At 59.7% G+C, this 23,304-nt stretch carries 23 protein-coding genes, 1 tRNA gene and 1 pseudogene; 18 read left to right on the top strand and 7 right to left on the bottom strand.

Annotated features, from left to right (window positions below; all coding sequences use genetic code 11):
• Positions 1-21 precede the first annotated feature (21 nt).
• From ACQUSW_RS10235 to ACQUSW_RS10185, 11 genes are all read left to right on the top strand, one after another.
• Positions 22-855, top strand: a complete 834-nt coding sequence (locus ACQUSW_RS10235; protein WP_428932191.1) for a type II secretion system F family protein — start codon at positions 22-24, stop codon at positions 853-855.
• 41 nt (positions 856-896) lie between these two features.
• Positions 897-1,091, top strand: a complete 195-nt coding sequence (locus ACQUSW_RS10230) for a DUF4244 domain-containing protein (protein WP_428932190.1) — start codon at positions 897-899, stop codon at positions 1,089-1,091.
• Complete coding sequence (locus ACQUSW_RS10225) at positions 1,088-1,486, top strand: TadE/TadG family type IV pilus assembly protein (RefSeq protein ID WP_428932189.1); 399 nt, start codon at positions 1,088-1,090, stop codon at positions 1,484-1,486. The genes ACQUSW_RS10230 and ACQUSW_RS10225 overlap by 4 nt, the downstream gene beginning before the upstream one ends.
• On the top strand, positions 1,486-1,827 hold the full coding sequence (locus ACQUSW_RS10220) for an Rv3654c family TadE-like protein (protein WP_428932188.1): 342 nt from the start codon (positions 1,486-1,488) through the stop codon (positions 1,825-1,827). Before ACQUSW_RS10225 ends, ACQUSW_RS10220 begins: the two co-directional genes overlap by 1 nt.
• 154 nt (positions 1,828-1,981) lie before the next feature.
• Positions 1,982-2,545: a transcriptional initiation protein Tat gene (locus ACQUSW_RS10215; RefSeq protein WP_428932187.1), complete on the top strand. Its 564-nt coding sequence runs from the start codon at positions 1,982-1,984 to the stop codon at positions 2,543-2,545.
• 85 nt (positions 2,546-2,630) lie between these two features.
• Positions 2,631-3,533 (top strand): hypothetical protein, encoded by a 903-nt coding sequence (locus tag ACQUSW_RS10210; protein WP_428932186.1) that lies wholly within the window; start codon positions 2,631-2,633, stop codon positions 3,531-3,533.
• A gap of 1 nt (position 3,534) precedes the next feature.
• Entirely contained in the window at positions 3,535-4,419 is an 885-nt protein-coding gene (locus ACQUSW_RS10205; protein ID WP_428932185.1) for a hypothetical protein, read from the top strand.
• A gap of 397 nt (positions 4,420-4,816) precedes the next feature.
• A complete protein-coding gene (gene topA / locus ACQUSW_RS10200; protein WP_428932184.1) occupies positions 4,817-7,618 on the top strand; it encodes a type I DNA topoisomerase in 2,802 nt (933 codons plus the stop codon).
• On the top strand, positions 7,615-8,247 hold the full coding sequence (gene tmk, locus ACQUSW_RS10195) for a dTMP kinase (protein ID WP_428932183.1): 633 nt from the start codon (positions 7,615-7,617) through the stop codon (positions 8,245-8,247). Before topA ends, tmk begins: the two co-directional genes overlap by 4 nt.
• A gap of 43 nt (positions 8,248-8,290) precedes the next feature.
• Complete coding sequence (locus ACQUSW_RS10190; RefSeq protein WP_428932182.1) at positions 8,291-9,448, top strand: DNA polymerase III subunit delta'; 1,158 nt, start codon at positions 8,291-8,293, stop codon at positions 9,446-9,448.
• Positions 9,449-9,459: 11 nt separating this feature from the next.
• Complete coding sequence (locus ACQUSW_RS10185; RefSeq protein ID WP_428932270.1) at positions 9,460-10,995, top strand: alpha/beta hydrolase; 1,536 nt, start codon at positions 9,460-9,462, stop codon at positions 10,993-10,995.
• 53 nt (positions 10,996-11,048) lie between these two features.
• Here ACQUSW_RS10185 and ACQUSW_RS10180 read toward each other — a convergent pair.
• Positions 11,049-11,121 (bottom strand) — tRNA-Thr (locus ACQUSW_RS10180).
• A 112-nt stretch (positions 11,122-11,233) separates the two neighbouring features.
• Between ACQUSW_RS10180 and ACQUSW_RS10175 the strand changes: the two genes are divergently transcribed.
• Both ACQUSW_RS10175 and ACQUSW_RS10170 read left to right on the top strand, forming a co-directional pair.
• Positions 11,234-12,265: an NADPH:quinone reductase gene (locus ACQUSW_RS10175; protein WP_428932181.1), complete on the top strand. Its 1,032-nt coding sequence runs from the start codon at positions 11,234-11,236 to the stop codon at positions 12,263-12,265.
• A 23-nt stretch (positions 12,266-12,288) separates the two neighbouring features.
• Positions 12,289-12,873: an isochorismatase family protein gene (locus ACQUSW_RS10170; RefSeq protein ID WP_428932180.1), complete on the top strand. Its 585-nt coding sequence runs from the start codon at positions 12,289-12,291 to the stop codon at positions 12,871-12,873.
• A gap of 25 nt (positions 12,874-12,898) precedes the next feature.
• On the opposite strand, the gene ACQUSW_RS10165 is transcribed toward ACQUSW_RS10170, so the two are convergent.
• Positions 12,899-14,179: a CynX/NimT family MFS transporter gene (locus tag ACQUSW_RS10165; protein ID WP_428932179.1), complete on the bottom strand. Its 1,281-nt coding sequence runs from the start codon at positions 14,177-14,179 to the stop codon at positions 12,899-12,901.
• A 192-nt stretch (positions 14,180-14,371) separates the two neighbouring features.
• Here ACQUSW_RS10165 and ACQUSW_RS10160 point away from each other — a divergent pair, with 192 nt between their 5' ends.
• On the top strand, positions 14,372-15,097 hold the full coding sequence (locus ACQUSW_RS10160) for an MgtC/SapB family protein (protein WP_428932269.1): 726 nt from the start codon (positions 14,372-14,374) through the stop codon (positions 15,095-15,097).
• A gap of 17 nt (positions 15,098-15,114) precedes the next feature.
• The gene (locus ACQUSW_RS10155) at positions 15,115-15,801 is read left to right on the top strand and encodes a hypothetical protein (RefSeq protein ID WP_428932178.1); all 687 of its coding nucleotides are present in this window, start codon (positions 15,115-15,117) and stop codon (positions 15,799-15,801) included.
• A gap of 1 nt (position 15,802) precedes the next feature.
• Here ACQUSW_RS10155 and ACQUSW_RS10150 read toward each other — a convergent pair whose 3' ends face one another.
• From ACQUSW_RS10150 to ACQUSW_RS10140, 3 genes are all read right to left on the bottom strand, one after another.
• On the bottom strand, positions 15,803-16,213 hold the full coding sequence (locus ACQUSW_RS10150; protein WP_428932177.1) for a VOC family protein: 411 nt from the start codon (positions 16,211-16,213) through the stop codon (positions 15,803-15,805).
• Between the two features lie 5 nt (positions 16,214-16,218).
• Positions 16,219-16,692 (bottom strand): helix-turn-helix transcriptional regulator, encoded by a 474-nt coding sequence (locus ACQUSW_RS10145; RefSeq protein WP_428932176.1) that lies wholly within the window; start codon positions 16,690-16,692, stop codon positions 16,219-16,221.
• 552 nt (positions 16,693-17,244) lie between these two features.
• A protein-coding gene (locus ACQUSW_RS10140) for an IS5 family transposase (RefSeq protein ID WP_428932175.1) occupies positions 17,245-18,139 on the bottom strand; the annotation gives its coding sequence in 2 pieces (ribosomal slippage) (positions 17,245-17,755 and positions 17,754-18,139; 897 coding nt in all).
• A gap of 577 nt (positions 18,140-18,716) precedes the next feature.
• Here ACQUSW_RS10140 and ACQUSW_RS10135 point away from each other — a divergent pair.
• On the top strand, positions 18,717-19,034 hold the full coding sequence (locus ACQUSW_RS10135) for a DNA-processing protein DprA (RefSeq protein ID WP_428932268.1): 318 nt from the start codon (positions 18,717-18,719) through the stop codon (positions 19,032-19,034).
• A 92-nt stretch (positions 19,035-19,126) separates the two neighbouring features.
• Here the strand turns inward: ACQUSW_RS10135 and ACQUSW_RS10130 are convergent.
• Positions 19,127-19,396: pseudogene (locus ACQUSW_RS10130) on the bottom strand (IS110 family transposase); the annotation flags it as partial.
• A 194-nt stretch (positions 19,397-19,590) separates the two neighbouring features.
• Complete coding sequence (locus ACQUSW_RS10125; protein WP_428932267.1) at positions 19,591-19,887, bottom strand: IS3 family transposase; 297 nt, start codon at positions 19,885-19,887, stop codon at positions 19,591-19,593.
• A gap of 1,379 nt (positions 19,888-21,266) precedes the next feature.
• Between ACQUSW_RS10125 and ACQUSW_RS10120 the strand changes: the two genes are divergently transcribed.
• Positions 21,267-22,169 (top strand): inositol monophosphatase family protein, encoded by a 903-nt coding sequence (locus ACQUSW_RS10120; RefSeq protein WP_428932174.1) that lies wholly within the window; start codon positions 21,267-21,269, stop codon positions 22,167-22,169.
• Positions 22,170-22,213: 44 nt separating this feature from the next.
• A complete protein-coding gene (locus ACQUSW_RS10115) occupies positions 22,214-23,293 on the top strand; it encodes an ABC transporter substrate-binding protein (RefSeq protein WP_428932173.1) in 1,080 nt (359 codons plus the stop codon).
• The last annotated feature ends 11 nt before the right edge of the window (positions 23,294-23,304 follow it).

Here is a 23,304-nt window from a genome sequence, read left to right as displayed (position 1 = left end):
AGCGCAGCTGAGACGGTCCACATGCTTGCCGTGCTGCTGCGGGCGGGCACACCCGCAGGCCGAGCCTGGCAGCACGTGGCCGAAATGGGTGATCCGGCTGCTCGCGCTGCCGCTCACAGCGTGCACGAACGCGCCGATGTAGCGTCGGCGCTACGCAGCCAGGGAACCGCATGGACTCAGATAGCGGCCGCATGGGAAATCGCACACACGGTGGGCGCGCCCCTGGCTACGACGCTAGAAAACCTCGCTCACACACTAATCGAAGCGCAGCAGGCCCGCGACGACATCGATGTGGCGCAGTCAGAACCCGCAGCCACCGCCCGGCTCATGCTGTGGCTGCCCGCCGTGGGGCTGCTATTGGGGATGGGGCTCGGCTTCGACACCCTCCGCATCATCACCACTCATCCCGCCGGAATCGCATGTGCGGTTATCGGAATAGCGCTCATGCTTGTGGCGCGGTGGTGGACGAAAAAACTTGTCCGAAAAGCGCAGCCTCATGCTGGTATCCCTGGCATTCACGCAGAACTGGTTGCGATTGGGCTCGAGGGCGGGGTCTCTATCGCGAGGTCTGTGCAGTTGGTCAACGAGCAGTTGCCGCAGTCTCCGGATGCCGCGGCAACCCAGCGTGTGCTGCGCTTAGCCGAATCGGCCGGTGTGCCCGCGGCAGACCTGCTGCGCAGCACCGCGCAGCATGCCCGACGCAACGCTCGCAAAGACGCACGCCTGGCGACGACCCGGCTCTCTTCACTCCTTCTGCTACCGCAGGGGCTGTGCACGCTGCCCGCCTTCCTCTTTCTCGGCATTGCACCGCTACTCATCAGCGTGCTCGACCAGACCCCACTCCCTTTTTCTTAAAGCCACCCATCCGCCGATAAACCCCACAGTAAGGAGAAAATATGGAACTGCCACCACTCACCACCACCAGAGCCCGTCGTCTCTTCGACGACGAGTCGGGGGCCGCAACGGCCGAATACGCAGTCGCCACAATGGCTGCCGTGGCCTTTGCCGGAGCACTCGTAGCCATCATGCGCTCCGATGAGGTGCGAACAATACTCACCGACCTGGTGCGTCGCGCGCTGAGTGTGCCGTGACCACAACGCTGGGCTGGGGCGTTTCTGCGTCTACTGCGCAGAAATCCCCCAGCGGGGCGCACACCATGGCAGCCGAGCGGGGGTCAGTGACGGCCGAGCTCGCAATAGCCCTTCCCGCCATTGCGCTGGTTATCGTGTTTGCCCTCGGTATAGGTGCAATAGGCACGCAGCAGATCATGTTGCACAACGCTGTTTCTCATGCAGCGCGTCTGCTCGGGCGCGGAGAAAACCAGGCCCGGGCCGCAAGCATTGTGAGCGCAGCTGTACCCGGCAGCACGATAGCGATAGAAAGCGATGACACTCTCGTGTGCGTGTCGGGGTCGGTGCAGCGACTATGGGGCCTCGTCTCCGTGCCGATCCACGCACGCGGGTGCTCACTAGCTGGAGGAAAATAATGCCGGGAACAACCCTGTCCGTCGGATTGGTGGGCATCGTTGCGGCAACCGCCATGGCCGTTGCCGCTGTGACCGGAGGCACCGCCGTGGGCCAGCGCACGGCGGCGGCGGCCGATGCGGCAGCGCTAGCGGCAGCAGATACAGCATCCGGAGCCGCCGTCACCAACTATGCGCCGTGCCGCGCAGCAGAACAGGTTGCGGCAGCCTTTGGGGCCTCAGTCGCCGAATGCGAACTGCGACAGACAGAAGCGACCGTGACGGTCCAAGCCACGTATGCAGTGTTTACCGTCACAGCACGAGCCCGCGCGGGTCCACCTGGGGGGCTGCAGGCCGCCCGGTAGCCAGGCGAGCATTACTCGTGCGTATGCGAACCCTCCTGCGGCAGTGTTAACAGATCAAAAAAGGCAGTGAAACGGAATTTCCTAGCCTGATTTCCAAACGCATCGCCCGCACGTCATGCGGAAGGTTTAAGCGTCTACGGGAGGAAACTTACAAATGAAGGACACGTCTGTCACCTTGGAGACTAAGCAGAGCGTCAGCCGTCGCACCGTCGTTAAAGGAGCAGCGTGGTCGATCCCGGTGATCGCCACTGCTGTTGCCGTGCCGGCACATGCAGCGTCGGCTCCGGACGTGGATATCGTCTCGCCAGAAGGCGATCTAATCACCGATTGGAAAGGTGACCATCATTACGGCTCAGACAACGACAATCCGAAGAGACGTTCCTATGACTTTCCAATTGATTTGCGCGACAGTAGTGGAAACCCGCTTGTGGGTGTAACGGTGTCAGTTACCGCGGCCGGGAGTAATGGAGATGGCGATCTGCTCGGCATCTATCGCTATCCTGCACCGAGTAACGGCGGTCCCGAAAGTGACCCGAGCCGCACGGCTACCGCAGTTACGGATGCAAATGGCCGCGCCATGTTCGCTGTGAACACACAAAACCTCACTAGTAAAGAGCTCCGCGAAGAGAATACAACTGCCACGCTGACGATAACTGTGGCTGACAATGGTGACCCAATAAGTAAGGTCGTTACGGTGAAGCTATTGTCTTCCGATTGAGTTTTCTAAGCGATCAATGGTCATACCCTTCAAGGGGGGGGTCTGAGCAGGGGGTGCGTCAATGTCGGGTAGAGCGTCCGGTGACGTGAGTTTTGCAGACATGTTTCGGAGCGCACTTTCGGCGAGAGGCTTGACACTTTCTGGTCTCAAGCGAATTCTCGATGAGCGCGGGATGCCGGTCGCTCTGTCTACGTTGAGCTACTGGCGATCGGCATCCCGTCAGCCCGATGCAGAGAAACAGCATTTAGTTATCGCCGAGATCGAGGAAATTCTCGAACTTGACTCTGGCGCTCTTGACGCATTGGCGCTGAGACCGAGCTCGGCACGTCCACTTATCGAATCGTACGATGGTCTACCAAGTGGAAGCGAAGTAATCGAAGCTCTGATTAAGCAGGCGGAGCTGGACCTGAAGGTCACACCCACGGCGAAATTGCAGGAGCTTTCGCAGACGCTGACCACAGATGTCGGTATCGATGGCTTTCCAGTTCGTCATAGGATCCGCACCCTGATGCAATGCGTCGAGGGATCATTATCACGAGTCATGTGGTCGGTCCCGATGGAGTTCGGAGGGGCAAGTTCTCTCGTTCTGACCGTTATGGTGGGGGCTGACGCGGGCCACTGGATTGACCCTGGTGACCGCTTGCACGCCGTCGCGATTGATCTGGACCCTCCACTGAGGCGCGGCGACACCGTCATGCTCGAGATTCGTTGCGATTTCCTGGAGAGGGCAAGGACTCAAATGTCCGCGGGCATTTTCGAAAATCATAGGGCGCAGAAGCTTGTCAACTGGGTGCGCTTTCATCCTGACGCTTTGCCCGATTGGGCCATAGAGGTGGAGAGGGCCGAAGGTGGTGAAGTACGTCGGTGGCGTTCGTTTGACGCCCCAACGTCCATACATCAGGCTCGATGGGATTTTGGGCCGGGTGCCATCCAGTTAGACTGGGGCTACGGTGAGCCGCCGGTTTGGCAGCTAGCAGATCAGGCATGAGATGACTGATTCAGAATTCGCAGAAGCTCTGTCGTCAGCAATCGCGAAACAGCGACTCTCACTTTCTGAGATTCAAAGGCGTCTCGCGATCAGCGGCGTGCAACTCTCTGTCGCGACGCTCAGCTATTGGCGCGCTGGTATCCGTCGCCCTGACCCCAGCCGCTCCATACCAGTGGTGGTGGCGCTAGAGAACATTTTGCAGGTTGCCCCGGGAACACTGAGTGGACGTATCTCCGACCGTTCCCGACGGCTCGGTTCCATCGGGTCGTTGAGCAACTGGTCAGACATGGTTGCCCAGTTGAGTATTGGCTCACGATCGTCTGTGGTGCGAAATCACTTGGGAATGGATCCGGAGAACCATCGATTGTTGTCGCTCCAGGAAGTCATCGATGTTGACGAAAATCTAGAAGTAAAGGCGGTCTCCACCGAAATTCTGGTCCAGTGTTTGCAAGGCTCTGTCCAAGTCCTCGGGATGGTCGATGTCGCCGCGGAACCGACTGAGACTCCCCCCAATGTCACAGTGCTGGCCGGTGGCCACGCGGAGGGCCCGATTGTCGACGGCGGCGGCACGGTATTCGGGTATCGCCTGGTGCTGGAGAAGCCGCTCGGCCAGAGCGAAACAGCGATGATCGAGGTGCGCAAGGAGTACCCGCAGGTATATCCTCGTGAACGGCATCACGTCGTCTTGTTGGAGCGTCGCACCCGCCAGGTTCTGCAATGGTATAAGTTCCTCCCAGGACACAGCCCGGATTGGTTCGACGAACTGGTGGCCACTCGGACCGTGTCGACCACTACTTTCGTGGAGCCGAAATCAGTCCATCGATCCCGGGTCAATTTCGGTCCCGGTTACATCCGCGCGAGATGGGGTCTCGTTCGCGACACCTGAGTCACAGTGAGATCGGATAATAGCATGCACCCGAGCCCGGAGCGGCTCTGATATTTGCTGTGAACTTAGCTGCTGCGAGTTCTGCTTGATGGAGTTGAAGTATTCTCACCAAGGTTGTTAGGGCGGCAGAGGCGTCAGCGACTATCCTGGAAAGACCCGCTATCTAGAACGTGCGCTCTGAGCTCTCTCTTGTAGACAGCTCGTCGTGTGCAAAATATGACGGAGCTCGTTGTGCCCCAACGACGGTGCGAACACCGAGGGAATATTTTGTCATTATAATTAATGCTGTTTTGCGTGCTGAACCACCCGAGGTTCCTGCCAGCAACGAATCATCCACCAGCACGGGAGACCCCCGGTAAACGGTGTGTATGGTGTGCTTCGAGGAAAGGATGCACCCGTGGCCGAAGGCAAGAAGCTCGTTATTGTCGAGTCCCCGACCAAAATGAGGTCAATACAGGGGTACCTCGGTGACGACTACCAGGTGCTCAGCTCGGTCGGACACATCCGCGACCTCGCTGACAAAAAAGAGATCCCCGCCGACGACCGCGCGGCATACGGCAAATACTCCATCGACGTCGACAACGGCTTCGATCCGTACTATGTCGTCTCCGACGGCAAATCGAAAACCGTCTCTGAGCTCAAGCGCGCCCTCAAAACCGCCGATGAACTTCTTCTCGCAACAGATGAAGACCGCGAGGGAGAGGCGATCGCCTGGCATCTGCTTGAAACCCTCAAACCTAAAGTTCCCGTCAAACGCATGGTCTTTCACGAGATCACGCAAGACGCGATTCAAGCCGCGGTCAAAAACACGCGAGAACTCGACCTCGCACTCGTTGACGCACAAGAAACACGCCGAATCCTCGACCGGCTCTACGGGTGGGACGTCTCGCCCGTGCTCTGGTACAAGGTGAGAACCGGGCTATCTGCCGGACGCGTGCAGTCGGCAGCCACCCGCATGATCGTTGACCGTGAACGCGAACGCATGGCCTTCGTTGCAGCCAACTACTGGGGTGTGCAAGCAACAGCCCAGAGCGACTCGGCCTTCTCGGTGCGTCTGGCCCGCATCGACGGCGCCCCCCTGGCCCGCGGAACCGACTTCGACGACAAGGGTGAACTACGCCGCACCGTCGTCGTGCTCGACGAAAAACGAGCACAGGCACTCGCACAAGAACTCAGCGCCAACGGTCAAGCATCGGTCACGGCCGTTGAAGCAAAACCCGGCACCCGTCGCCCCTACGCGCCCTTCACAACCTCGACCATGCAGCAAGAGGCCGGCCGCAAACTCTCGATGAGCGCCAAGCAGGCCATGAGCGTTGCGCAGCGTCTGTACGAAAAAGGGTTCATCACCTATATGCGTACCGACTCGACCGCGTTGAGCACGCAGGCCGTGCAGGCCGCACGAGAACAGGCCGTCACCCTCTACGGCGACAAGGCCGTGCCGCTCAAACCGCGCGTTTACACCTCCAAGAGTCGCAACGCCCAAGAAGCGCACGAAGCGATCCGCCCCTCGGGCGAGAAATTCCGCACACCGTCATCCGTGAGCAGCCAGCTCGACCGCGACGAACAGCGCCTCTACGACCTCATCTGGAAGCGCACAGTTGCCAGCCAGATGTCGGACGCAAAATACGAAACAACAACCGTCACCGTGGCGGCCGAGGCTGCGGGCGAACAGTTGGAATTCACAGCATCCGGCACCGTATACACCTTCAAGGGATTCCTTGAAGCCTACGAAGAAGGCCGCGACGAAAAACGCGCCGACAAAGACGCCGAAACCAACCAGCAGCTCCCTCAACTCGCTGTTGGCGACGCACTCACGCTCAACGACGCAGAAGCCAAAGGGCATTCGACCACACCCAAACCCCGGTACACAGAAGCCTCACTCGTGAAGGCACTCGAAGAACACGGCATCGGCCGCCCCTCCACCTTCGCGAGCATTATCGGCACCGTGCTCGACCGCGGCTATGCGACCAAACGAGGACAAGCGCTCGTACCCACCTGGATGGCCTTCAGCGTCATTCGCCTGCTCGAACAGCACTTTGCGGAACTCATCGACTATGACTTCACCGCGGCATTGGAAAGCGATCTTGACGCTATTGCCCGCGGCGAACAAGAGCGTGCCGAGTGGCTGAAGTCGTTCTACTTTGGTTCTGACACGCACGTTGGGCTGCGCCAGATTGTCGATAACCTCGGCGAAATCGATGCCCGCTCGCTCAATGCGACACGCATCACCGACACCGCCACTCTCCGGTTCGGCAAATATGGCCCGTACCTGGAAGTGATCGACCCCGAAAATCCCGAGGCTCGCGGCCGCATTGTCAACGTACCCGACGACCTCGCGCCCGACGAGCTCACCGCCGAAAAGGCACAAGAACTCATTGACGCTCCCGTCGCGGGTGACCGGGTACTGGGAGAAAACCCCGAAAACGGCCGCACCGTTGTCGTCAAAGACGGACGATTCGGTCCCTACGTGCAAGAGAACCTGCCCGAAGAACCCGCCGCCGTCGACCCCGACACGGGAGAAGTGCTCGAAACCGAACCGGCACCAAAAAAACGGGCCAAAAAAGACGAACCAAAGCCACGGACGGCATCACTATTTCGTTCGATGTCCGTCGACACAATCGACCTCGCCACGGCCCTCACACTGCTGAGTCTGCCTCGCACCGTCGGCATCGACCCTGCAACAGAAGAACCCATCACGGCGCAGAACGGTCGCTTCGGGCCGTACCTGAAAAAAGGCACCGATTCGCGGTCACTAGAAAACGAACAGCAGATCTTCGATATCACACTCGAAGAAGCACTCGCACTCTACGCTCAACCCAAGTACGGTGCCCGCCGGGCATCGAGCGCACTGGCAGAGTTTGATGCTGACCCCGTCAGCGGCAAACCCATCCGGGTGCGCGACGGCCGCTTTGGTCCCTATGTCACCGACGGCGAAACAAACGTGACTATTCCCCGCGGCGAAAAACCCGAAGACATCACCTTCGAAAAGGCCGTGCAAATGCTCGCCGATAAACGAGCAAAGGGTCCCGCTAAGAAACGCACCACAGCCAAGAAAGCCCCGGCTAAGAAGGCTCCGGCCAAGAAGACGACCACCGCGGCGAAGAAAACCACGACCACCGCGAAGAAAACAACGGCGGCCAAGAAGGCTCCTGCGAAGAAGACCGCGACCGAGCAAGCACCGGAGGCGCCCGCAGAATGAGCGCGCATAAAGGCCTGTGGATCACGCTCGAAGGCGGAGACGGCGTCGGTAAGTCAACACAGGCACGGCTGCTCGAAGAGTGGTTGGGTGCCGAGGGCCGCACAGTCGTACGCACGCGCGAACCCGGCGGAACCGAAGTCGGAGCCCTCATTCGCGATATTGTGCTGCACCATCGCGGAGACATCGCGCCACGCGCCGAAGCGCTCCTGTATGCGGCCGATCGCGCCCACCATGTTGCCACGGTCGTGCAGCCAGCGTTGGACCGCTCAGAGGTTGTCGTACAAGACCGGTACCTCGACTCCTCGGTCGCCTATCAGGGTGCCGGAAGAGTTCTTGACAGCGCTGAGATTCGATCCCTTTCGCTATGGGGTACGGGCGGAGCGCTACCGGATGTCACGATTCTGCTCGACCTCGACCCCGCGGCAGCGCGCACTCGACTAGACGCGGCCGATAAACCTTTCGACCGGCTCGAAGCCGAAAAAGCCGACTTTCATGGGCGGGTAAGAGAAGCGTTCCTTGCCCTGGCAACTGCCGAACCCGAACGCTTCCTCGTCGTCGACGCCGCCCAGCCGCCCGCCGCCATTGCACAGACTATTCGCGAACGGGTCGAAGTGGCCCTTCGCGGTTAGCATTCACACCGCCACGTCAGAGACCGCAAGTAGGGTAAACGCTATGACTTCTCCTGCCCTCGCCCCCGTGCCGTGGGCTGAGGTATGGGGGCAAGACACCGCCGTGCGCACACTGCAGGCAGCAGCATCCGACCCCGCAAACCTGGCCCATGCCTGGCTCATCACCGGGCCTCCCGGATCGGGACGATCCACACTGGCCTACGCTTTCGCCGCAGCACTCATTGCCCACAGCAGCGACGACGTCGACACCATGCAGCAGGTTCTTGCCCGATCGCACCCCGACGTCACTGCGTTGCGCACAGAAAAAGTGATCATCACTATCGACGAAGCACGGGCACTCGTTGAACGCTCCTATTTTGCGCCGTCTGCGGGTCGATATCGGGTGCTCGTCGTCGAAGATGCCGACCGCATGACCGAGCGCACCTCCAACGTTTTACTGAAAGCGCTCGAAGAACCACCCGAGCGCACCATCTGGGTGCTGTGCGCCCCCAGCGACGCCGACCTGCTACCCACCATTCGCTCGCGCGTGCGCACCCTGCGGCTGAAAGAACCCGAAGTGGCCGATGTCGCCGAACTTATTAGGCTGCGCACGGGAGCCACTCCCGAAGTTGCTGAACAGGCTGCACGGCATGCGCAGCGCCACATTGGTATGGCACAGCGGTTGGCCACCGATGAATCAGCTCGGCTGCGGCGCGAACAAACCCTGCGCGCTGTGCTGAGCGTGCGCGGAGTGCGCACGGCAGTCGACGTAGCAGGGCACATTGTGCAGGCGGCAACAGACGACGCCAAAGCGCTCACGACCGAGCAGGATGACGCCGACCGCGCCAGCCTCCTACGCACAATGGGTTTGGCCGAGGGTGATCCCGTGCCGCCGGCTGTGCGATCCCAGCTGGCGCTGCTTGAAGAAGAACATAAGCGGCGCGCTCGGCGCGGACTGCACGATGGTATTGATCGAGTGCTCACCGATATGCAGTCGCTCTACCGAGACATTGTCATGCTGCAGCTGGGGCGTAGCGACAGCATTATTAACCGCGAACTTTTGTCAGAGATCGAACAGATCGCACAGGCGTGGACGCCGCAGCGAACGCTCACCGTTCTCGACCACCTTGCCCACACCCGACAGTCACTGCAGCACAATGTTGCCCCGCTGCTGGCATTAGAAAGCCTTCTGGTGACTGTATCGAGCGGAAGGAAACCGTGACTACACGTCGAATGACCCGCCTGCGTCGTGCTCTTGCTGCCGGAGCGGTTGTTGCTGCCGCGAGCATGGTGCTTTCCGGATGCATCGCCGCCATGATTCCCACGAGCGGCCCGACGACCGACCCTCGTGATCCCGATACTTCGGGTGTGAGCGAAGAGCTGCTCCCGTTCTACAGTCAAGAGTTGTCATGGACAGAGTGCGGGGTCGGATTCGACTGCACCACGGTGACTGCTCCGCTCGACTGGGAAAACCCCGACGACGGCGATATTGAGATCGCAATCACCCGCCACCGTGCCCAGAAGGGCTCACAGGGCTCGCTACTCATTAACCCCGGCGGCCCCGGTGCGAGCGGTAAGAGCTTTGTGCTGAACTCCATGTCGTACGCGGTTGGCTCCGACCTCATCGCCAACTACGACATCATCGGTTTCGACCCGCGCGGGGTCGGCGACTCTACGGCCGTGCAGTGTTTCGATGCCGACGAAATGGACGCCTACCTCTACGACGTTCCCGAAGCCGAGCGGGGATCACCCGAGTGGGAGGCAGAGCTCGGCGAAGCGAACGAGCGATTCGCTGAAGCCTGCGACAACAACAGCGACGGAATTCTGCCGTTTATTACGACCATCAACTCTGCCCGCGACATGGACCTCTTGCGCGGCGTTTTGGGCGACGAAGAGCTCAACTATCTGGGCTACTCCTATGGCACGTTCCTTGGCGCAACCTACGCCGAACTGTACCCCGACCGTGCTGGTCGGCTCGTGCTCGATGGTGCGGTTGACCCCGCCACTTCGGGCCTCGAGGTGGGCACCACCCAGGCTCTCGGGTTCGAGTCGGCGCTGCGTGCCTATATGGAGGACTGCCTCACTGATCGCGAGTGCCCGTTTAGCGGAACGGTCGACGACGCCATGAACGACCTCGGCGCGTTGCTGGCCAGTGTCGACCGTGTGCCCCTCAGCGTTGGCGATGGCCGGATGCTGGGAGCCGACAGTTTAATGACGGCAATCATCGCCGCACTCTATGCCGAAGACAACTGGCCCTACCTGACCGATGCCCTCACCGGCGCTCTTCAGGGACAGGCCGCGTCGGCGATCTTCCTCGCCGATTTTTACAACAGTCGCTCCGCCAGCGGATATGACGATAATTCGACCGAAGCTTTCCGCGCGTACAACTGCATGGACTACCCGGTCGAAGACGATCCAGCGGCAGAAGAAGCTGCACGGAAGAAGATTACCGAGGGCGCACCGACGATCGCACCGTACTGGGAGGGCCCTGACCCGTGCGAAGTGTGGCCCTACCCACCCACGGGGTCTCGCGGTGCAATTGCGGCTTCGGGCGCCGGCCCCATCCTTGTTATCGGAACAACCAACGACCCCGCCACGCCCTACGACTGGTCGGTAGCGATGGCCGAACAGCTCGAGGAAGGCCGTCTCATCACGCGCGTGGGCGAGGGACACACCGGGTACAACAAGGGCAACCGTTGCGTTGACAAAGCGGTCGAAGCGTTCTTTATCGACGGCACTGTTCCCGACGACGACCTGTACTGCGACTAGGGGCAGCAAACAGAAAAGCCCCCGCGATCACAGGGATCTGCGGGGGCTGTACGAGCCACCTAAGGGAATCGAACCCTTGACCTATTCATTACGAGTGAATCGCTCTGCCGTCTGAGCTAAGGTGGCGTGCGCCGTGAACCGGCACGAGTAGAGATATTACCCTGTTCTTGCCGCCATGCGAAACTGTGGCGGCATGATGGGGGTATCGGCCGTGTTTACTGTGAAGAAGGAGCACACTATGTTGGCTGTTCCCGACTCGATGAAAGCCGCTTTTGTGCGTCAACGTGGCAGTGCCGACGCGATCGTTGTCGGTGAAGTTGCTGTTCCCCAGCCGGGCGAGGGCGAACTGCTTGTGCGAGTGAGCGCCACCGCGGTCAACCATGTCGACACTTTTGTGCGCTCGGGTGCCTACCGCACGCCTATGACCTTTCCGTTCACTATCGGACGCGACCTGGTGGGCGAAGTTGTTGCCCTGGGTGCGGGGCTCGAGGGCGCGGGCTGGCGGATAGGTGATCGCGTGTTTTGTCACAGCATGGGGCACGCGGGTCGGCAGGGTGCTGCAGCACAGTATGTGAGCGTTGCCGCGGAGCGGGTATATCACGCGCCACGCGACTGCGATGACGTGCAGTTGGTGGCAGCGTTGCATCCGGTGGCTACTGCCTATCTTGCCCTGCACGAGCATGGCCGCATGGCTGATGGAGCGAACGTTTTTATTGGCGGCGCTGCGGGCAACGTGGGGCGCGCGGCTGTTGCTCTTGCTGTGGCGAGCGATGCGCATGTTATTGCAACGGCGAGCGGCAACGACCATGCCCGGTGCCGCGCCTGGGGCGCGAATACCTTGTGGGATTACCGCGAGTCGATCTCGGCCGACCGCGTCTATGAGGTCGCGCCGCACGGTGTTGATGTGTGGCTCGACACCTCGGATCACCTGCAGCTCGATATGGCTGTCGAAGCGCTCGCGCTGCGGGGTCGCATCGTGCTCATGTCGGGTATGGGTGCCCATCCGCCGCTTCCGGCGGGTGCCCTGTATACAAAAGATGCCTCCGTGTGCGGGTTCGCGATCAGCAACGCAAGCGTGGCCGAACTTGCCCGCAGCGCTCGCGCCATCACACAGTTGGTGGACACAAGTGCGTGGCCCATGTTTGATGTGGTGCAGCTGCCGCTTGCCCAAGCAGCGCAGGCGCACCGGATGCTAGAGAATGGCGAAGCCCGCGGCATCCGGGTCGTTCTCAGGCCCAGTGACGATGGTGACGCAGCGGCGCACGGCTGATCGCGGCCGCGTACGCTAGAGACATGGGTACAGCGCTTCTCATTGTCGATGTCCAAAACGATTTCACCGAGGGCGGAGCCCTGGCCGTTGCCGGTGGCGATAACGTAGCAGCGGGTGTTTCGCGGCTGCTTGCCGAGCATGCTGCCGACTACGACGTCATTATTGCTTCGCGAGACTGGCACAATGCCGATGACGACAATGGTGGCCACTTTGCTGCCGAACCCGACTATGTCGATTCGTGGCCTGTGCACTGTGTGGCAGACACCGAGGGTGCAGAGTACGACCCGCTGCTCGAGACTGCACCTATCACACATCATGTGCGTAAGGGGCAGGGGATTCCGGCGTATTCGATGTTTGAGGGCACAACAGAAGATGGCCGCACGGTCGCCGAAATTTTGTCGAGCAACGGTATTGTGCGCGCCGATATCGTGGGCATTGCCACCGACCACTGTGTGCGGGCCTCGGGCCTGCATGCACTTGAGCATGGGGTGGCGGTGCGTGTGTTGACCGATCTTGTTGCGGGCGTGGGCGAGGAGTCGAGCATCAAGGCTCTGCACGAGCTGGGGCACGCGGGTGCCGAGATCATCACCTCGGGTGACGCCGCGTAGCACGCAGACTTTCGCCGCTTCTGTTTTAGCGTGTGCGGGGTTGTACGTGCACGGGCCTGCTGGCAATAATTCCCGAAACCAACTGCGCGATGAGCAGCACTCCGAGTACCAGCATGGGTGTTGTCCAGTTGCCGGATGCATCGTGTACCGCGGCGATCACCAGCGGGCCAAGACCCGCCACCAGGTAACCGAAGCCCTGCGCCATAGTGGATAGTTGTCCTGTGTGTTCGGCATCCGGCGACCGCCACACTATATAGAGCAGCGCGAGACTAATCGATGCACCCTGGCCGAGCCCCAGCAGTGTCATCCACGCCACGGGCATGGTGGCAGCGGCCACCGCAAGACCGATGTAGCCGACCGCGGTGAGTGCTGCCGCAACAGCAACGGGCAGCCAGAGGGGCCGGATGCGACGGGCAATAACCGGTGTGATGAGCGCTGCGGCGATGCCCGGAAAAGCCGAGTACGACAGAAGCCAGCCGGCGGTGGTGGCGTCGATACCAGCATCGTGAAGCATGGTGGGCGACCACGTAAGGATCACGTAGTAGCTCACGCTCTGCAGCCCCATGTGTGCGGTGACAGCGATCGCGATCGGGTCGGTGATGATCGAGCGCATTCGTACCCGGGTGGGCACGGTCACCGGCGCTGTCTCGGTTGCTGAGTAACTGTTGGCGGCGCGCGTGCGCGAGGGGGTGCGGCCTGGCGTGCGTGGTGTTGCAGTGTCGGTGCGTCGCAGCTGCGGAATCCACACGATCGCTGCAATGACGGCAGGGATTGCCCACACAGCAAGTGCTGCACGCCAGTCGTTACCGACAACAGGCATGATGGGTACGGTGAAGCCGGATGCCGCGGCAGCACCGACGAACAGGGCTGTTGAATACAGTCCCATCATGAGCCCTGCATGCTCCGAGAGGTCGTGCTTAATGGCGGGCGGCATGACGACGTTGCCAATGGCGATGGCGGCACCGACAATGACGGTTCCTAGCATGAGAGCGACAAGGCTCGGGTGGAGGCGCAGCAGAATACCTGCGGCGATCGCTATTGCCACCAACCACAGCAGACGATGCATGCCCATGCGACGCATGAGCGCCGGGGTAAAGAAAGCGAAGGCGCCGAAGGCGAAGACGGGAATGGTGGTGAGCAGGCTTGCGGCGGTGGGCGAAAGCCCCAGCGACCGCTGTATTTCGTCGATAACCGGACCCACCGAGGCAACTCCGATGCGCAGGTTGAGCCCTATTAGCAGCAGACCGGCGGCCAAGAAAACCAGTCGCCACCCGTGCACGGCGCCGGGGGCGGGTTGCGTCGACATGCCCGTTGTCCTTTCGTTGTGCTGGGGGAACCTTCCTATTTCAGTCGATAGTGCCTGTTAACGCGAACTGGGACTAGTTTTTATCGAGGTGTAGGCGCAAGGTGCTCGTATGCGTGAGCGCACGCGAGTATGATCGCGGGCATCGCTTCGACAGCAGAGTCACAGTCAGTGGCTCGTGAAGGAGGCGCCGTGGTGCGGCAACTGATCGATGTTTTTACCGACACAACGCCGATTGAGATCGAGCTTCTGGTGGCAACTTTTGTGCTGTGCTCGCTCATTGGTCTGGAGCGTCAGGTGCGCCAGAAGAGCGCCGGGTACCGCACGCACGTGCTGGTGGGGCTCGGTTCGTGTGCTTTCACTCTTGTCTCGGGCTATGGCTTTACCCTCGTGCTGGGTTCTGATGTGCAGCTTGATCCCTCACGTATTGCCGCGCAGATTGTTTCGGGTATTGGCTTCTTGGGCGCCGGGGTGATCTTTAAGGGCCGCGACGTGGTGCGCGGGTTAACCACTGCGGCGACGGTGTGGGTTGCTGCGGCAGTGGGTATGGCCTGCGGCGCGGGAATGTTGTCGCTGGCGGCGACGGTGACGCTGCTGCATCTGGTCACGCTGTTCGTGGTGGCACCACTAATCCGGATGCTGCCCACCCCCGACCGTCATCGGCTGATGAAGATCACCTATGTCGACGGCGAAGGTACGCTGCGTCACGTTTTGGCGTTAGCAAGCTCGATGGGGTTTAGCGCGTCCATTGTGCGCAGTCGCCGCAGTGGCGAAGCAGAGCACTCACTCATCAACCTTGACGTGCGGTTTCTTGGTAAACAGCCGCTGCACAATCTTGTGATGCCGCTGCTCGAAGTGAAGGGCGTCGAGAGGGTGAGCGTGAGCGGCAGCGACTTTCATGCGGATGATGATTCGGTATAAGCGGAAGAGAGAGATCGATGATGATCAATAACAGTGTTCGTGCTGGTGTTCGTGCTGGTGTTTGGGTGCGGAGTGCGGGGCGCGTGTGTGGATTGGCCCTGCTGGCTGGAGTGCTGAGCTTTTCTCTTGCTGCGTGTGGCGATGGCACAGACTTCGAGGGTGTGACGGGTGGTGGTGATCCGAATCCTGCGCCCGGGAGCGGCGATGACGCTGACGACGCTAATGATGCGCCGGATGCTGCAGATGGTGATGCCGTTCAGCAGGCGCGGGAGTGTTTAATCGGTGAGTGGAATATTGATCGTTCGAGCGACTTGTGGGATGTTCCTGCCGGTGATGCCGACAAGGTATCAGGAAATATCGTGGCCGCTTTTTCGGGGGAGCACGATTTTGAGCTGCGTTTTGACCGCTGGTACATCTATTACGATAACGGCGCCGAGGTGGACAGTTTTATTGAGGCTACGTGGGATGGCGTGATCTCTGGTGAGTATGCGATCGATACCGGTGGCATCGCAACCGTGAACGTTGTTGATTCGACGGCCACGATTGAGACGCTGACTTCTTTCGTCGGGGGTGTCGAAGAAGACACTCAGCGTGCAGAAGACGCCCCACTCCCCGTCATTTTCACGTGCGAGGGCGACCAGCTGGTGGGTTTCCTCGGCAGCGATAGCGACCGCGCAGAACCCTACGCAATTTTTGATCGGTAGGTCAGCGGGTTTCTTGGATTCGGATCTGGTTGCCTGCCGGGTCTCGGAAGGCGCAGTCGCGGGAACCGTAGGGTTGCTCGGCGGGTTCCTGGATGACTTCAACGTTGTGGGCTTGAATGCGTTCGAATGTGGCGTCAAGGTCGTCTGTGGCTAAAAGCAGCCAGCCGTAGGTTCCTTTCGCCATCATTTCGGTGATTGTGGTGCGTTCGTCTTCGGTGACGCCCGGGTCGGCCGCTGGTGGTGCGAGCAGAAGCGACACGTCGGGCTGTTCCTTGGGGCCGACGGTGATCCACCGCATCCGGCCCTGGCCGACATCGGTGCGCACTTCGAATTCGAGTGCGTCGCGATAGAAGCTCAGCGAAGTTTCTGGGTCGTCGTGAGGAAGAACGGTGGTGTGGATGGTGAGTGTCATGACTCTTACGGTAATTGTCGACCCAGCGCCGGCGCTTCTTGATTCCTGATCGGTCTGGTCACCTGTTTTGCAAGGCACGGTGGCATTCCCTCGACCGTGGCCGCGCCGTCGGTTCGGTAGACGCTCGGCGGTACGCCGACGAGTTCGGTGAAGCGTGTGCTGAAAGTGCCGAGCGACGAGTAACCCACTTCGAAGCACACTTCGGTGACGCTGTGTTCCCCGCTTCGCAAAAGCGCCATCGCTCGTTCTATGCGTCGTGTCATGAGATACGAGTAGGGGCTCTCCACATAGGCCTGGCGAAACAGGCGGCTGAAGTGGCCCGATGACATGTGGATTCCACGGGCGAGTTCGTCTACGTCAAGCGGCTGCGAAAACTCACGATCGATACGGTCTCTCGTCTGACGAAGTAGCCGAAGGTCGTTGAGGGGAATCCCCGAACCGGCCGAACGATGCTGCTGAGTATGCCCGCTTTTCGTCATGACGCATCAGCTCTTGCGTGCGCAGTAGGTGCGGAAGCCCGGCATCCGGATGCATGAATGAGCGGCTCACACAGGTGCATGCATAAATAGTCTCATAGCGGCTATGCAGCGCGGAACGCCCGGCCAACGGCACTGCATGCCCGGCCAACGGCACTGTGGCGAAGTAATGGTGGACCTCCGTAAGTACTTCTCAAACCAAATCAAGCTGCAAAGAACGTTGATTTCGCGCGTTATCAATGGGATCGAAGACGCAGCAGACACGTTCCGGAAGTTGTCGCGTGGCAGATTCTTGTGGTCCGATGCCCGAAAATTGCAGCCAGCCAAAAACCTGTTTGAGTGCGTTGAATCGAGAAAGGCTGCTCCCCGGATACGCCGAAGTTGTGCCCGTTCAGGAGCTTGTAGCGAGGTTCGATATCCATCGAGCGACGGTACCCGAGCTGGCCCGGCATACGGGCTATCCGACCCGCGCACCCAGAACATTCGGAAGCGTTACGAACCGAGGCTGCTAGCCTCTATAACGAGGGCTTCACACTCACTCAAGTGGCAGAACGGTTAGGCCGTGTTGATTAAGTCGGTTTTGATCCAGATAAGTGTGGCGGTGAGGCAGATCGCGGCTCGGTAGTTGCGGGCGAGTTTGTTGGAACGCATCGCGATCCCGCGCCACTGCTTGAGCTTGTTGAAGCAGCGTTCGACGACGTTGCGACCCCTGTAGCGTTCTTCCTGGTGGGCGCCGAAGTCGATGGGACGGCCGGGCTTCTTCCGCCGGTGGGCGATCTGATCGTCTCTCTCGGGAATCGTCGCGGCGGCTCCTCGTGCGCGCAGCCACGCCCGGTTCGCTTTCGATGGGTAGCCCTTGTCTGCCAGCACCCGGTCTGGTCTGGTCTGCGGGCATCCCAACCCACCACGGGGCACGCAAATGTCATCAAGGGTGGCCGCGAGCATCGTGGTGTCGGCGGTGTTGCCGCCGGTGAGCACCAGCCCCAACGGTCTGCCGCGACCATCGGCGACCAGATGCACCTTCGTCGTCAGCCCGCCGCGGGAGCGGCCGATCGCATGATCAGGCGGCTCGACCCGCGGATTCTTGTGATTCGGCGGAGCCCCCTGTGTGCCGCGGGAGGGTGGCGCCATGCTGATGCACGCGTGCGATCGTGGAGCCGATGGAGACGACCCAGTCGATCTTCCCCGCGACGTCAGCCTGCTTCTGCACCTCGGCGAGCAGCGTCTCCCACGTGCCGTCCCCAGCCCACCGGTTGAACCGTTTGTAGATCGAGTTCCACTTTCCGAACCGCTCTGGCACGTCCCGCCACGGGGCGCCGGTGCGAAACTTCCACGCCATCCCCTCCATCACGAGGCGGTGATCCGTCCACGGGCACGAGCGCCCCGTCGCCGTCGGCATCAACGGCTCCAACACAGCCCACACCTCGTCAGAGATCTTTTGTCGCGTCACCCTTCACGACTCGCCCACGCGACACTAGAAACTCTAGATCAACACGGCCTAGGGGCGGCGACGAAGCTGTTCGTTCGGCCGTGGTAGCTACCGGGGGCACTATCCGCCCAAGGGGTCGTCGTCCTATCCGCGTGGGCTCCTGGCGTTGAATGCTCACCTTCCCTTCAAAGACGAAGGTGCCGACAACACGGATACTCTGTTGGCACTCGTTGGGGATGAGCGAACAGCGAGGATTGCGTTCGCTACGATCGTGGAACCCGACGACTCGACAACTGGACACGTCCTCTTTTCGCTCGGTGCGGTCAACACTGTAACGGTGCTCGCTGATCATGGCCCGGTGCCTGGAGTCGATAACGTTGAAGCCTAGCTCTGGCGTAAACGCTTGCTGCCACGGGTTGAGCCCCGATTGATCCGGGAGGCCATCGAGCGCACTGAGCGCGGTGGATTCAACACGTTGATGCTCGGTGATGAAAACTATCTCGCACCCCTGAATGATTTGGGTGACCGCGCACCATAAATTCTGTGGGTCAAGGGAGCTGAATCACTTCTGACGACATAGGTAAATGAACGCTTCACAATCACCGGGGCACGAACTGCAACCAGCTATGGCATATATGTCGCAAACGAATCTTCCGCAGACTTGGCGCGGCAAGAAAAAGTCCATGTAGAGGGAGAGACCTACGGCATAGACGGTGTAGTACACCGGTCTACTTTGAGCGCCGCCGGACATACAGTTGCCATAATGGCGGGCGGAGTTGATCGCCCCTGCCTGATCGGTCATCGGGAACTGCTTGACCGAGTGGCCGACCTGGGATTGATGATTAGCGAGATGCCGTCGGGAGCAACTCCCACGAGGTGGCGGTTCATGGCGCGAGCCCAAACTGAAACGGCCTGATTCGCTCTGGGTTTGGTTCCGACCCATTAGTCCGGCACTGAGTCAGCGCCGGAAGCGAATCGGTTTCAGCATAGGGTGCTCGTTCAACATCGAGCGGCCTGGGCGACGGCGACCGGGAGCGGCCCGATCGTTGCTGGCTGGTCGACGACCAGCCAGGCGGGGCCGTAGTCAGCGAGTTGATCCAGCACCGATACGATTTTGGCTTCGGTGTTCGGGAGCGGCTTGTCGTAGACCTTCTTCCCGTCGTGGGTGAGCGCGACCGCGTGATGCTCGCTCCTACCGACATCGAGGCCGATGAAGACCGCGACGTCGTCGTAGTTCTTGATAGTGCTACCCAAAGGTGGTTCTTCCGTCCTGCTCATGGTGTTCGGCAGTCAGGTGGCGGTGGGCGTCGGCATCCACGTTACGAACGACCCTGCCCCGATATGCGCGGCTGTGGTCTTGCCCCTATCAGCGATCACTCACCGCCAGGCCGGGCCCGGTGACAACACCCCCAGATCATTGGTGCGACAGGGGGGGCAACAATCATGCCGGTCCCGGCTGGCTGCCTCGCCCCTCATCGTGCTGGATTAGGAGCTACGAACAAAGTAACGGGCGCTCTTTGCTTGTCGTGTGGATCTTTTTCGAACGATCGTACCCCGCGCGCACCGGCAAGTTTTATGAGACGTGCGGTCTGAGCGCGGCCGATATCACAGCCTTCTCTGTATAGCTGAGCATGCATTTCGCGAACCCCGAGAATGCCGAAGTTCTTCTCATGGAGCCTCTCGATCTCGGGGAGGAGGAGCTCGTCGTAGAGTTGCCTTGCTGATGACGTGGGGGGTTTCCCTGCCCGATACCCCGAAAGGTGAGGAATCCACGAACAGTTGCACGCATGGCGAGGCAGAGGAACTCGACCCCGAAACGATCGCGATACTTCTCGACGAAGGCGATCATCTCGTTCGTGCCGGCCGAGTTCCTGAGCGAAAATATACTTGCCGCTTTGAGGACCTTGTTCGTTTCACGAAGCTCAACGTTCTCACGCACCAATCGCCATATCAGCGGTCACACCAGTGCTCTAACCGGCGACGATTTGAGTTTAATTATGCCACAAACCTGTACCGTGTCGGGCGAGACACCGAGCCGCCCACCAAGGCGCATGCATGCCGCATGTGCACACCGCCATACTCTGGTATCGCTTCGGCCAGCATTCAGACAGCTCGCTCTTTGAATTCTTGATCGTACGGTTTTGCCATCATGTATCTATCTTCCTGGTTGAAAAAACCGAAACTAAACCTAGAGCAGATCAGACAACTCGGCGTCATCATCAGCGGACCGGAGGTGCTCGATAATGGTCTGCATTCCGCGACCCAGTGCGCATGAACAAACCACGCAGAAACAGCCTCATGTAAGAGCTGTTATCACGTAGCTCGGGCACAAAAAACCGGGAAAACAAGGGCAGAACAGTCACGGGCGCGTCAAAACGGTACACAATGACACGATCCAGGGTGAATCTAACCTGACTAGCCTCGCCGCGCTACTTCGCGACTAATGGCTGAAAATCCGGTCGAACAACCTCATCGAATGCCTAAATCGAGAGATTAAACAGCCAGGCCGACGCCGTCCAGGTCCTCCCCGAATGCGGCACCGCGACCTGACTGATCCGCGCCGTGCTGCGAGGACAGCACGAGGAGCGGAGCAGCGGGGAACGCCACTACTTCGCCGAGAACTCGATGTGCAAACTCTTCAACACTCTCCATGATCATGCCGGGCGGGCCCGCACGCACTGACCTCTATTTCATCGCCTGACCATCCTCCATTCTAGGAAGCAACGAAATAGCACCACACCACAGGAGATGACCCCGATCGTGAATTGACACGTAATCGTCCCGCAGTGTCTCGCGCATATTCGCGCGCGAGGTCACGAAGCGCATTATCCGCACAACACGGCAGGCTGGACACGCCCACCTACCTTCCCAAATGAAAATGAAGTAACTCGCGGCGATTGCGGCAATCAGGAAAAAAACCGCATCCGAGCCCTAAGGGATACAGGAGCCAGATTGGAAAATGAGTCCAAGCTGACCGCCGCGAGCTGAGGGTTCAGTAAGTCGATGCAGGTTCATTTTGTGCGTACGTAGTCATCCGCAACTTATCACAACAACATGAACTTAACACGCATCATGTAGTTATTGACACAAACGTAACATGGTGCTTGAATCTGCTCAGTGGATGTTAGGCGCCGTTGAGCGGTGCTACATGATGTACCAACCCTGGCGTGTCGATGATGACGCAATCGTCGACACCGACCCCTTTGGAGTGACGATTGTGAATTCGATAGAAGAGGGTTTGACCGAGAACCTTCATGAAATAGCTGTTTCAATTGCCGTGAACGCAGCCCGTACTGCACGTTTTCGGCGCTCTGCTGGAGTGGACGTTGCTTATACGAAATCAACGCTCACTGACGTTGTAACAGAGAGTGACCGAGAAACTGAGCAGCTTATCCGCAGCGCTGTGGCGGCTGCTCGTCCCGAAGACGGGTTTGTAGGAGAAGAGTTCGACGCGACGCCGAGCACATCTGGTCTGCACTGGGTCGTTGATCCTATCGACGGGACAGTCAACTATCTTTACGGACTGTCCCCGTGTGCTGTGAGTGTCGCGGTCGTCGCGGGGGACCCCTGGAGCGATTCTTGGGAGGTTGTAGTGGGCGTCGTCGCGAGCATCTTCGATGACCGTGTATACAGCGCTATTACCGGAAAGGGAGCCTTCCTGGACGGGGTTCGGCTGCGAGTAGGAGCAGAAACCGAGCATAAGTTCACACTCGCTTGTACCGGAATGTCTTACGTCCCAGCTGTGCGCACTCGTCAGGCCGAGGTTGTTCGTCACCTCCTCGGTGAAGTTAGAGACATCAGACGCATCGGATGTGCGTCGCTTGAAATTTGCGCTTTGGCCGCTGGCGCGGTGGATTTCTACTACGACCAAGGACTGCAGCCATGGGACTACTCCGCCGCTACCCTGATCGCGCGGGAAGCGGGCGCTGTAGTGCGTGGACGTGCCGGCGCAGCTCGGCCGAGCGGTGACCTCACCGTCGCCGCAAACCCCAATCTGATTGAGACTCTCCAGCCTCGTCTCGAGCAATGGCTTCTTGACCAAAATCTTTAGTCTCTCCACCGCTAACAGCAGTATCACTACAGAAAGGATCAGAAATGAAACGTTTGGCACTTTTCGGGACGCTTGTCGCGGCACTCCTGCTGACATCATGTTCGAGTAACGTCGGCACCGGGAGTGGCGACGAGAATGGAACTGGAGACAAGCCGCTCGCAGGGGCGACGGTGACGATGTACTCCCCGATTCCCGAACAAGAAGTCGCGGCCTACGTAAAAATTTTCGAGCAGGATACCGGGATTAACGTCTCCATCGTCCGCTTAGGCGGAGGAGAAGTCCTCTCGCGCGTACGAGCTGAGAAAGACAACCCGCAGGCAAGCGTTTGGTTCGGAGGCGCTACTGGTCTCTTCCTCCGAGCTGACGCCGATGGACTGCTTGAGGAGGTCACCGAAGCAAGCTATCCAGGCTTGTCTGAAATCCCCGTGCAGTTCAAGATGGACGGCGCCAATTGGGTCCCTGCGTTCACAGGGTTGCTGGGTTTTTTGACTAATGATGAGTGGGCGAAGACAAACAACATTGACCCTCCTCAGTCGTGGGAATCGCTCCTCGAAGCTGACTTTGCAGACAACGTGATGCTTGCTCACCCTGCTACATCAGGAACCTCGCTGACGACCTTGATGACACTAATCAGCCTAAAAGGCGAAGATGCCGCGTTTGATTATCTTCGGGACTTTGACCAGAGCAGCGTACGCCAATGGACTAAGTCAGGAGCTGCACCTGTGAACCTTGTAGGCCAGGGCGAGACCGGGGTGGCTATCGCATTCATCCACGATGAATTACCTTCCATTAAAGAGGGATACCCAATGTCCATAACCTATCCATCGGAGGGCACTGGAACGGCCATTGAAGGTGCAGCTGTCATTAAAAACGCGCCAGAGGAAGAACGTGAAGCTGCCCAGGCATTTATTTCGTGGCTGTTAAGCGAAAAGGGCCAGAGCATGTATGCGGATGCCGGTTACTACCGCGCTCCGTTGCTTTCGACGGCCCGTCAGCCTGAAGGTCTTCCTAACGTCGCTGATATAGAAATTGTGCCGATTGATGAACAGAGCTTGGCAAATCAGCAGGATCGACTGCTTGAGCGGTTTGACAAGGAAATCGTTAACCGTGGCGATGTGAAGTGATACCTCGGGTG

It is taken from the genome of Microbacterium luticellae, assembly GCF_050408645.1.
Lineage (GTDB): Bacteria > Actinomycetota > Actinomycetes > Actinomycetales > Microbacteriaceae > Microbacterium.
This window is presented reverse-complemented; position numbering and strand designations above follow the sequence as displayed.